This window comes from Nocardia sp. NPDC058480 (assembly GCF_042720495.1).
GTDB lineage: Bacteria > Actinomycetota > Actinomycetes > Mycobacteriales > Mycobacteriaceae > Nocardia.
This window is the reverse complement of sequence record NZ_JBHXMN010000008.1, coordinates 296,798-307,005: the sequence shown is the minus strand read 5'-3', so window position 1 is coordinate 307,005 and position 10,208 is coordinate 296,798. Positions and strand designations below refer to the sequence as shown.

Genomic DNA, 10,208 nt, shown 5'->3' with positions numbered 1-10,208 from the left:
CGCCATCAGCGCGTAGCCTCTTTGGAGGCCTTTGCCGGCCAGGGGGCCCAGAAGCGTCTGACCGCTGCTCAAACTAACCGTTACCGATTAAGTAGAGGGGCCGCTGCAACCATTCCGATGACACAGAGTCGGCCGGTAAAGGCGGACTCGGACGGCTCCACCGTGGTTGGTGGCGTGGATACCAGGACTTCCCTGGGTGTTCCTGACTCTGTGCAGAATCCCAGTCCCGGCCCTTGCCGAGTAATGCCCGGCGGGCGTGCATCACCAAACGACCGTAGCGACGACCGACCGGCGGACCTCGCGTCAAGGGTGCATCCGTACCTTGCGGTACCGGGGTGCCCCTGCACTCCCCGCTCTCCCACTCCCAGCGGGATTGCACTCGTGCGTCACCGATAATGGTACGTCTGTTCACATGTACCTTGGCTGCGGTTTTCGTTGTCATGCACAGTGATTCGGCAAAGTTCTGGCGCGTAGCAGCCGAAAGGGGGACCCTCGGAGTAGAGGATCGCGTTACCCAGGAGCCGCATGACTGTCAGAAGTGACCGTGAAGGTGGCTTGCCGGATACTTTGCCTGCGCTGGAGCAGTTGCCGGCTGATGAGGCTCGGGATCTGTTCGAGTTGATGAGGGCCGCGAGTACGTTCGAGGCGGCCGCGTTGGACAAGTCCATCGATTCGATGGTCTCTGCGTTGCCTCGGCCGTTGCGCCGGGTGACGAAGAAGATCATGTTCGGCGGCAGATGACCGACCTGACTACTCGGGCGCAGTTGATTCTGCTGGCTCGCACGTTGCATGTTCATCCGCAGCGGTTGGATCACCTGCGGTATCTGGGGGCCGATCGGTTGCATGCGCTGAATCAGCAGATTTCGGGGGTGTTGTTCGATCAGCACGCGGAGACGTTTCGGCGGATCAGTGCGTTGGTGCCGTTCATTCCGTTGGGGATCTCGATTCCGTTGGTGCAGAAGCTGGTTCCGCCGATGATGACGGGGCGGGCGGCGGGGTCGGTGGGGTTGGATCATCCGGGTAAGGCTGCCGAGACGTTGACGATGCTCGATGCGGGGTATGCGGCGGATTGTGCGCCCTATCTGGATCCGCGGGCCATCGAGCAGTTGGCCGATCAGATGGCGCCGGGGCCGATCGTCGAGATCATCAACGAGTTGCTGCGGCGGCGGGACTACGTGACAGCTGGTCCGTTCTTGGCTTGTGCCACAACGGAAGTGATCGCCGCTGTCGAGGCGGGGGTGCGCGATGATGCCGGGTTGATCTTCTCGGCGGCATTCTCCTATGACGTCGAGGTGCTCAGCGCGGTTGTTCGCCAACTGCTCGATGGGCCGCATCGGCGGGTTCCGCGGATGACACAGACGGTATTGACGGGTTCTGCTGACCTGCAACATGCTGCGCTGTCGGTGTTTTCGCGATGCGCGCCCGATGTCATTAGGCGGGTTGGCGACATTCTGTTCGGGAGTGCGCGGCCCGGTGATGTCGCGCGGCTGGTGCGCAATGCGCTCGCGCTCGGCGCGGTGCCCGAATTCCTCACGCTGGCTGGATATCTCACGCCGTTGGGACTGTGGACGTTGGTCGGCAATCCGGTGTTCAGTGATCCGGATATCGGGGTCGATCTGGTCGCACCGATGGATGGACGCGAGGATGCGGCGAGTTGGCGTGGGCTGTTCACGTTGATGTCGCGGATGGACGACAATGTCAGGAGCGCTGTGGGGTACGCCCTGGCGTTGCTCTCGGAGTCGACTGTGGCGGAGCTACCCGCGCTGGCGACCGAAACTGGTTGCTGGCCTGCGCTACTCGATCTTGTCGCGGTTTCCGGGGAGCGGGGGCAGACCCGGTTCGGGGCGATCTGGGCACAATTGGGGCCGGAGCGGCGGGCCTATCTGCATCGGTGCATCACCGAGCTCAGGTACGACACTCGGTTGGCTGAGATCACGGCGTTGGTCGAGCCGGTGGAGGTCGATCTGCTGTTCTATCAGCGGAGGCAGAAGGGGCGCTACCGCAACGGGTGACGCGACATCCGCGTGCGAATGCGACAGACTGAGCACATCGACGGTCGATTTCCAGGAGGACTCGCATGTATCCCGCTCAACGTCCTGCCACCGGAGGAACGGCGGTGACCGCGGCGATACTGGCGTTGCTCGGTGGGCTCGCGGCTCTCGGCGGGCTCGTCATGTACGTGGTGAACACTCTGCGCTTCGACGCGCACTGGCTCGCGTGGGGGCTCGTACCGGGATGGGCGTCGATCGTGACGGTGGTGTTGTTGGTGATCGACCTGGTCGCCTCGATCATGCTGCTCGTCGGGGCCACCCTCATCTTCCGCAAGCACAAGGCGGGGCCCACGCTCGTGATTCTGGGCTGCCTCGGGGTGATCGGCGCCTTTGTGCTGGGAGCTTTATCCACGGTCATTCAGATGATGGACTACGGAGTGCCGCTGAGTCGGCATCTGGATGCGCTGATGGGGAATTCCAGCATCAATTTGATCCTCGGTGCCGACGTCGACATCCCCTGGGCGATTTCACTGCTCGTGATGGTGTTTCCGGTAGCTACTTTCCTGCTGGCGGTGCTGCCCTCGACCCGACGCTGGTGCAGAGGGTCTGATGATCGGCGCCCGACCGGTTGGGCCCCCGGTGCGCCAGGGATGCAGCCCTTCCCGATGCATCAACCCGGCATGCCTCCTGCCAGCGGTTACGGTGCACCGCAGGGCCATTGGCAGCAGCCGAGCCAGGGACCGCAGGGCGGGTACCGCCCCCGATAGCCCAGGACCAGCCGCTCAGTCGGGAAGATCAGTGACGTCGTGCTCAGAGAGATCAGAAGCGTGCTTCGCGACAGTTCGGAAGTCGGCGTCATGGTGGAGGACGACAAGTCCATGGTGCGCGGCAGTCGCCGCGATCATCAGGTCGACCGCCGAGGCGCTGCGATGCTCGCCTTGTTCTGCCATTTGTCGTTGTACCGAGTCGATCCAGCGGCCCGCGGTTCTGGGCACCGCACGATCCGGGTACAAGTCGTTGAACATTTCCGCGATCTCGTCGTACTCCGCGGAATTACGTGCGCTGTAAAGAAACTCGGCACGTTGCGGATAGCATGAGGCGATGGCGCTAGCCTCGATTGTGTCGTACCAAGCATCTCGCAGCACCGGATCGGCGATCAGCCGAACGAGTGCCGACGTGTCCAACAGATAGATCACAGAGCATTCTTCTCGGCTTGGTGCCGGCGCTCCGCATCCTCCACTGCACCCCACTTCGCTGCCCGCGCGAAATGCTTCGCGATTCGTGCGGCACGCTCTTGTTTCTCCGCATAGAAACGGAGTGCGAGGTTGACCGCTTCTTTCTTGGTCTTGGCGTGCGAGGTCGCCAGCACTCGCTCGAGAGCGTCGTCATCCAGGTCGATCTGGGTTACGGTCATCCCGCACCTCCATGTTGGTAATGTTGATGCAATCATACACTACCAACATTGGGCACCATCGAACTCGCGTTCGCTCGTTGCAGCCGGTCGAGGGATCGACTACCCACCCAGAGCGGTTGTGTGCATGAAGCGGCTCCCCCACTCTCGCAGTTGCACAATCAGCTCCGGTGGACCGACGACTCGGAAGTCTGCTTCTACCCTGCCCAGCAACAGGATTGACCAGTCGAGGCTGTCGACAGTCATTTCTATGTGGGTGCGGTTGTCAGGCAGGGCGGTGATGGTGCACCAGCGGCCTATTCGGGCGTGGATGTCGGTGGCGGGGGCCGCTATTTCGGCGGTCACGGTGTAGCCGGACCGGCGGGCGCCGATGGCGTTTCGGACGAAGGTGGCGGCGTCGGGGGCGGGGAGGGTGCGTGGGCGGAAGCGGGTGCCGGTGGTTGTGGAGGCGGTGAGGCGGTCTACGCGGAAGGTGCGCCAGTCGTGGCGGGTGAGGTCGTAGGCCACGAGGTACCAGCGGCGGCCCTGGGAGACCAGGCGGTGGGGTTCTACCTCTCGGATGCTGGTTCTGTCGTCCGCGGCGGTGTAGGTGAAGGTGAGGCGTTCTTCGCGGCGGCAGGTGAGGGCCAGGTCGGTGAGGACGGCGGGGTCCACGTCGGAGAGAGGGACGGCGGTCCAGGCGGTGGATTCGGTCATGGCGCGGAGGGCATCGACGCGGCGGCGTAGGCGGGCGGGCAGGACGGTGACCAATTTGCCGAGTGCGCGGATGGACGGTTCGGCCAAGCCGTCGCCCGCGCCCTGGGATCCTGCTTGCAGGCAGACTGTGATGGCTACGGCTTCGTCGTCGTCGAGGACCAGGGGTGGCAGGGCGGCACCCGCGGCCAGCTGGTAGCCGCCGTCGACGCCGGGCCGGGCGTCGACGGGGTAGCCGAGCTCGCGAAGCCGGTCTATGTCGCGGCGCAGGGTGCGGGCCGAAACACGCAGTCGCTCGGCGAGTTCCGTGCCGGGCCAATAGCGGTGGGTCTGCAACAGCGACAGGAGTCGGAGGGTTCGTGCGCTCGTATCGGCCATAGTTCGATTATCTCGCAATTGCGGCCAGAAACTGACCGCAATGTGTCCTACCTTAGGTTTTACACACCGACAAGCGAAGGAATCAACACATGACCACCAGCACCCAGATCGACGCCGAGCGCAGCGACCTCCTCGAGATGCTCGCCCAGCACCGGCACTTCCTGCGCTTCACCGTCCGCGACCTCACCGACGAACAGTCGGGTCTGCGCACGACCGCCAGCGAGCTGTGCTTGGGCGGACTGATCAAGCATGTGACCGCGGTGGAAGCGAATTGGGCGGGCTTCATCGTCGACGGGCCCGCGAAAGCCCCCGACTTCTCCTCCATGACCGAGGAACAGATGGCGCAGTGGAGCGACGCGTTCCGGATGCTGCCCGGCGAAACGCTCGCGGGTGTCCTGGCCGAATACGAGCAGGTGGCCGCACGGACCGACGAGCTCGTGCGCACCCTGCCCGATCTGAACGCGAGTCAGCCCCTGCCTGCGGCGCCGTGGTTCGAGCCCGGCGGACGCTGGACCGCGCGCCGCACTCTGCTGCAGATCATGACCGAGACCGCCCAGCACGCCGGGCACGCCGACATCATTCGGGAATCGCTGGACGGGGCGAAGTCGATGGGGTGATCTCGGCGAAGAGAGACTCGGCTGCTGCGCGGTGTTCGATGGCGGCAGCCGGGTCCGTTGCGTCGAGGACGCCGGCGATGCCCTGGTGGGCTGTTGTCTCTTCGAACCGGTGGCCCAGTCTCGGTGCGAGGGTGAGGGTCTGGCGGTAGAGGTCGATGGCCTCGTCGGGAAGTCCTGCGAGGCGGCAGGTTTCGGCATAGCTGTTGAGGAAATGGATCTTCCAGTGGTCTTCGAAGACGGCGTCCAAGAGGGCGAAGGCTTCTCGGTGGCTGGCGAGAGCTTCTTCGTAGCGACCCATATCGCGCAAGGCGACACCCCGGCAGTTCAGGCACCAGGCTTCGTTGTGCTTGTGGCCGTCCTCGCGGGCGAGGATGAGGGCGCGGCTCAGATGGTCGAGGGCTGCTTCGGGTTCGTCGGCCGCGATCGCCACGCCGAGGGTGATCTGGGCCTGTAGCGACGGGGTGTGGATAGCGAGGGCGTCGCGGGCCAGTTGGGCGGCTTCCTCGCGGCGGCCCAACTGGAGCATGGCCCAGGCTTCGCCGGCGATGGCGTCGGCGGCACTCGTCGGGCAACCGCCGGCGGTGTAGAGGTCGCGGGCTTGACGGAACAGTTCGAGTGGTTCTTCGATACTGCCTTCGTCCCAACGTAATTGGGCGCAGCGCATCGTCAGTTCGGCTCGGGGCAGCGGGTCACCCGCTGCGGCGACCAGTGGTGCTGCTGCCGCATAGGCGGCGGCCGCTTCGGTCATCCGCCCTGCGTTGTAGCGGGCGAAGCCGAGGTCGCTGTGAGCTTCGGCGAGTTGGCGTGGATCGCCGAGATTCTGTGCGGCGGTGAGGGATTGCTCGAAGAGCGCGTTGAGATGTGTGGTGCCACAGCGGCGGGCGAAGAAGGCGCGCATGAAACGCGGCAGTTCGCAGACGTGGGTGTCGGCGCCTGCTTCGACGGCGGCGTAGAACACGGCCATCAGGTTGGTGTACTCGGAGACGAACCAGAAGAACGCGGGGTCGCGGCCGGGGAAGTGCGGTAGTTCCGCAGGCGGCGGGCCGGCGGAGACGGGGCGGGTCGGCGACAGGAACGGCATGGCGGTATCGGCGGCGGCCGCGGTGTGGACGTAGTAGTCGAGGATGCGGTGCAGGGCGCGTTCGCGGTCGGCGGGGGTGTCGTGTTCGAAGGTGGCGTGGCGGGCGTGCTGGCGGACCAGGTCGTGGAGGCGGTAGCGGCCGTCGGCGGGTTGCTGGACGAGGTGCGCGTCGAGGAGGTCTTCGAGCATGGTCCGGGCGCTGCGCAGCGAGACGTCGGCCACGGCGGCGGCGACGTAATCGGTGAAGGTGGAGCCGGGGATCAGGCCGAGTAGGCGGAACAGGCGGCGCTGATCGCGGTTGAGCTGACGCACCGACATGCCGAAGGCGGTGTCGAATTCGCTGGTGCCCTCGGCCATTCGCTCCACGAGGATGCCGACCGACCAGCCCGGGCGATGCCGCAGCCGAGCCGCCGCGAGGCGCAACGCCAAGGGCAGGTTGCCGCACAGACGGAGCACTTCGGCGGTCTGCTCGGGTTCCTTGGCGAGCCGGCCGACGCGCGCGTCGCCACTGGCCCGCACCAGCAGTTCGGCGCTCTCCTCGGGTGTGAGGACGTCGAGGGTCACCGGCGGGACCTCATCGAGTTCGAGCAACCGGTTGCGGCTGGTAATGATGGCGACCGACTCGCCCGCGCCCGGCAACAGGTGGCTGACCTGCGCGGCATCGGCGACATTGTCGAGCACGACGACAGCGCGCAACCGGGCCAGCTCCGAACGCCAGCAGGCCGCCCGCAGTTCGACTCCCCCGTCCTGCGGCACCTTGTCCGAGGGGACCTGCAACGCGGCCAGCAGCGCGCGAATCGCGGCATCGGGGTCGAGCGGCTGACGTCCGTCGGTGAAGCCGTGGAGGTCGAGATACAGCTGGGCGTCAGGGTATTCGGCGGTGAGCTGATGCGCGGCGTGCACCGCCAGGGAGGTTTTCCCGACACCCGCCATGCCGTCGATAGCGACCACGCGATCGGCACGGACGGCCGCGATCACGTCGGCCAGTGCCTGTTCGCGGCCGGTGAAGTCGGGCACGTCGCGGGGCAGATCGTTGCGTGGCGGCGGTGGGGCGTCGGCCGGCGGGCTCGGCGGGGCAGGCTGACGGCTGGTTTTCGGCGGGGCGGGCAGGGGGTTGTTGGCGCGCTCCCAGAGGGGGCGCAGCGGGCGCGGGTCGCGTTTGACCAGGCGGCACAGCTCGAGGACCGCCGGCCACGGCGGGACCGTCTGGCCGCTGAGGTAGCGCGAGAGCGACGACGAGCTCAGGCCGGTGTCGCGGGCCAGGGCGCGCACGCCGCGGCCGGACAGCTCCTGGATCAGGCGCAGGCGCGAAGCGAGCTCGTCCTGCGGATACGCCCGTGTCGTCTGCTGTTGCACAACCACCGTTTTCCACTCCCGTTGTCCCGGCCTGGACCAGAAATATTCCGACCGACAAGCCGGTGGTCAGGGCCGTTTTCAGCTGTCCCACAGTGTCCCACAGCAATTCTGTTCCAGCGCCGCACGGGCTGTTATTGAGACACACCGCAAGCAGCGGAGAAGCACCGAACAAGGAGAACGACATGCAGTCTCGGATGAAGAACCCGGCCATGGTCCTCACCGACGCGATGGGCCCGATCCAGCAGGTGCTCAAGGCAGTGGAGACCGGCGGCGTGGACAGCGAGATCCTGGAGCTGGTGCACCTGCGGGTCAGCCAGATCAACGGCTGCGCCGCCTGCGTTTACGGTGGCACCACCACCGCACGCAAAGCAGGCGTCAGCGAAGATCGCCTCGCCACTGTGGTCGCCTGGCGCGAGACCCCGTTCTTCTCCGAGGAGGAGCGCGCCGCCCTCGAACTCGCCGAAGCCGCCACCCGAATGGCCGACCGTCCCGACGCGGTCACCGACGAGATCTGGGACAGCGCCGCCAGCTACTTCGACGAGAAGCAGCTCGCCTCGATCGTGCTGATGATCGGCGTCACCAACATGTTCAACCGGCTCAATGCCACCACCCGTCAGATCGCGGGCGCCTGGGGCTGAGGCCCCCTCCCCCTGTGAAAGGAACTGTGACCATGTCTACGAATCATCAAGCGAGCAAGAGCAATTCGCACGGTGGGTTCTCCCGCTGGATGCAGCACCGGATGAACAACCGGATGAACCGCAAGATCCGCGGCGGTAACGGCACCTTCATGGGGATGGACGTGCTGATCCTGCACACAGTCGGCCGCCGCAGCGGGCAGCCGCGCGACACCCCGATCACCTGGTTCCCCGGCGAGGACGAATCATGGCTGCTCGTCGCCTCCGGCGGCAAGGACGGACACCCCGACTGGTTCCTCAACCTGATGGCCAACACCGATCAGGCGACCGTCCAGCTACCCGGCGGCGACGCCGTCGCGGTGACACCGCAGGTGCTCGATGGCGCCGAGCGGGCCGCCGCCTGGGAACAGATCGCCGCCGCCCAGCCGCGCTACGACAAGTACCAGACCAAGGCCGGTCGTGAGTACGCCGTCGTGCGGCTCACCGCCTGAGATCGCATGCCGGTTACGCAACGGAAGCCGAGCGGCCTGCTGAGCAGTCGTAAATGCTCAGCAGGCACGGGCGACCGAGCGTCGGATGAGAACAGTTCGGCCGCTGCGAGAGCGGAGGCGAACCGCAGGGTCAGGCGGGCAGGAGGCGCCCGATCACCTCGGCGAGCTGGGCGACATTGCGGCATTCGTGCATGGTGACGATGTCGGTGTAGGCCTCGGCGGCCGAATCACCGGTCGACCAGGAGCGCGACGGCTCCGGGTTGAGCCAGTAGACCGCCTTCGCACGCTCGGTGATCGACTGCAGGGCAGCGAGATTCGGGTCGGTGCGGTTGGTGCGGGCGTCGCCGAGGATCAGGACGCAGGTGCGGGGGCCGACGGCGTCGAGGTAGTGGTCGACGAAACCCTGGAGCACCTCGCCGTAATTGCTCGATCCGAACCGGGCGACGCCACCTTCGCGCACGATGTCGCGCGCGAAGCCCGGCGGTGGGGGCTCGCCGGGGGTGAAATACTGCGTGATCTCGGCGCAGGTGTCGACGAAACCGAAGCTGCGGACCTTGCTGAACTGGTCCTGCAGGGCCTGCACCAATTGCAGGGTGAACTCGGCGAAACCACTCACCGAGCCCGAAACATCCGCCAGGACAACAAGGTCGGGGCGGCCGCGCTTGCGGGCACGCAGCACCGGATCGACGGGGACGCCACCGGTGGCCATGGAACGACGCAGGGTGCGGCGCAGATCGATCTGGCCGCGCACCGCCTTCTTGCGGCGCACCGCCAGTCGGGTGGCAAGCTTGCGGGCCAGCGGGTGCACGAGGCGGCGCATCTCGGCGAGATCCTGCTCGCGGGCGCCGAGGAAATCCGTTCGGTCCGCGGCATTTTCGACGCCGCGGCGGGCGATGTAGTCGGTGCCGCGCAGTTCGGCCGAGCGCAGGCGCGCCTCGGTTTGCACCTCGGTGCGGAACTGGTCGACGCGGCGGCGGGCCTCGATGGTGCGCACCGCCGTGTCGAACTGTCCTGTGCCGCCCATGGTTTGGGCGAGCTGCTCGGAGATCTCGTCCGGGCGTAGCGATTTCATGGTCAGGTAGGACGACCAGCCGGCGCCGGAAGCTTGGGTGACCCGGCCCGCGCTCTCGCCCGCACCGCCGTAGGCGCCGAAGGTGTTGAGTGCTTCGCGAGCCAGTTCGGCGGTGTCTTCACCCTGGACGAGGGTGGCGATCAGACGCTCGCGCAGGTCATCGGCGTTCTCGCTCGGGCGCGCTGACGGCAGCGAGACGCCGAGGAAGTACAGGTCGAAGAGTTGGTCGAAGACCCTGCGCTGGCCGTTGCGGCGGAGCAGGCAGGCGGCCAGGCCGGAGCGGAGGATGCGGGGGTCGGTGGTTCCCAGGGCTACGACTGCGGCTGCCGCATCGATGGTTTCGCTGGGACCCGCGTGAATGTTGTGCTCGCGCAGCAGGGTGACGAAATCGACGAGCCGAGCGCTCGTCGGGACGAAGCGGGAATCCGTTGGCGCGGTCGGTGTCATCGCCGTCGACCGATCGATGACACCGCCGGTGCCCGG

The 10,208-nt window shown here is 66.4% G+C and carries 11 protein-coding genes; 6 read left to right on the top strand and 5 right to left on the bottom strand.

Translation table 11 applies throughout. The features are described 5' to 3' along the window. The first annotated feature begins 525 nt into the window (after nt 1–525). The 3 genes from ACFWO8_RS21180 (at nt 526) to ACFWO8_RS21170 (ending at nt 2,758) form a co-directional block, all read left to right on the top strand. Nucleotides 526–741 carry a hypothetical protein gene (locus ACFWO8_RS21180; protein WP_378953548.1) on the top strand — a complete coding sequence of 72 codons (216 nt, stop codon included), beginning with the start codon at nt 526–528 and terminating at the stop codon, nt 739–741. After that, a complete protein-coding gene (locus tag ACFWO8_RS21175) occupies nt 738–2,012 on the top strand; it encodes a hypothetical protein (protein WP_378953546.1) in 1,275 nt (424 codons plus the stop codon). Before ACFWO8_RS21180 ends, ACFWO8_RS21175 begins: the two co-directional genes overlap by 4 nt. Nucleotides 2,013–2,116: 104 nt before the next feature. Continuing rightward, nucleotides 2,117–2,758: a hypothetical protein gene (locus ACFWO8_RS21170; RefSeq protein ID WP_378953544.1), complete on the top strand. Its 642-nt coding sequence runs from the start codon at nt 2,117–2,119 to the stop codon at nt 2,756–2,758. 15 nt (nt 2,759–2,773) lie between these two features. On the opposite strand, the gene ACFWO8_RS21165 is transcribed toward ACFWO8_RS21170, so the two are convergent. The 3 genes from ACFWO8_RS21165 to ACFWO8_RS21155 all read right to left on the bottom strand — a co-directional run bounded on the left by ACFWO8_RS21165 (nt 2,774) and on the right by ACFWO8_RS21155 (nt 4,473). After that, nucleotides 2,774–3,187 (bottom strand): PIN domain-containing protein, encoded by a 414-nt coding sequence (locus ACFWO8_RS21165; protein WP_378953542.1) that lies wholly within the window; start codon nt 3,185–3,187, stop codon nt 2,774–2,776. After that, nucleotides 3,184–3,405: a type II toxin-antitoxin system VapB family antitoxin gene (locus tag ACFWO8_RS21160; RefSeq protein WP_378953540.1), complete on the bottom strand. Its 222-nt coding sequence runs from the start codon at nt 3,403–3,405 to the stop codon at nt 3,184–3,186. The genes ACFWO8_RS21165 and ACFWO8_RS21160 overlap by 4 nt, the downstream gene beginning before the upstream one ends. Before the next feature lie 99 nt (nt 3,406–3,504). Beyond that, nucleotides 3,505–4,473 (bottom strand): helix-turn-helix transcriptional regulator, encoded by a 969-nt coding sequence (locus ACFWO8_RS21155; protein WP_378953538.1) that lies wholly within the window; start codon nt 4,471–4,473, stop codon nt 3,505–3,507. Nucleotides 4,474–4,562: 89 nt separating this feature from the next. Between ACFWO8_RS21155 and ACFWO8_RS21150 the strand changes: the two genes are divergently transcribed. Beyond that, the gene (locus ACFWO8_RS21150) at nt 4,563–5,090 is read left to right on the top strand and encodes a DinB family protein (protein ID WP_378953536.1); all 528 of its coding nucleotides are present in this window, start codon (nt 4,563–4,565) and stop codon (nt 5,088–5,090) included. Here the strand turns inward: ACFWO8_RS21150 and ACFWO8_RS21145 are convergent. Further along, on the bottom strand, nt 5,050–7,533 hold the full coding sequence (locus tag ACFWO8_RS21145; RefSeq protein WP_378953534.1) for a tetratricopeptide repeat protein: 2,484 nt from the start codon (nt 7,531–7,533) through the stop codon (nt 5,050–5,052). The two genes, ACFWO8_RS21150 and ACFWO8_RS21145, sit on opposite strands and share 41 nt — an antisense overlap. 176 nt (nt 7,534–7,709) lie before the next feature. On the opposite strand from ACFWO8_RS21145, the gene ACFWO8_RS21140 reads away from it, so the two are divergent. Beyond that, a complete protein-coding gene (locus ACFWO8_RS21140) occupies nt 7,710–8,165 on the top strand; it encodes a carboxymuconolactone decarboxylase family protein (RefSeq protein WP_378953532.1) in 456 nt (151 codons plus the stop codon). Nucleotides 8,166–8,197: 32 nt separating this feature from the next. Beyond that, a complete protein-coding gene (locus ACFWO8_RS21135; protein WP_378953530.1) occupies nt 8,198–8,653 on the top strand; it encodes a nitroreductase family deazaflavin-dependent oxidoreductase in 456 nt (151 codons plus the stop codon). Between the two features lie 130 nt (nt 8,654–8,783). On the opposite strand, the gene ACFWO8_RS21130 is transcribed toward ACFWO8_RS21135, so the two are convergent. Continuing rightward, nucleotides 8,784–10,172: a VWA domain-containing protein gene (locus ACFWO8_RS21130; RefSeq protein ID WP_378953528.1), complete on the bottom strand. Its 1,389-nt coding sequence runs from the start codon at nt 10,170–10,172 to the stop codon at nt 8,784–8,786. Nucleotides 10,173–10,208: the final 36 nt, after the last annotated feature.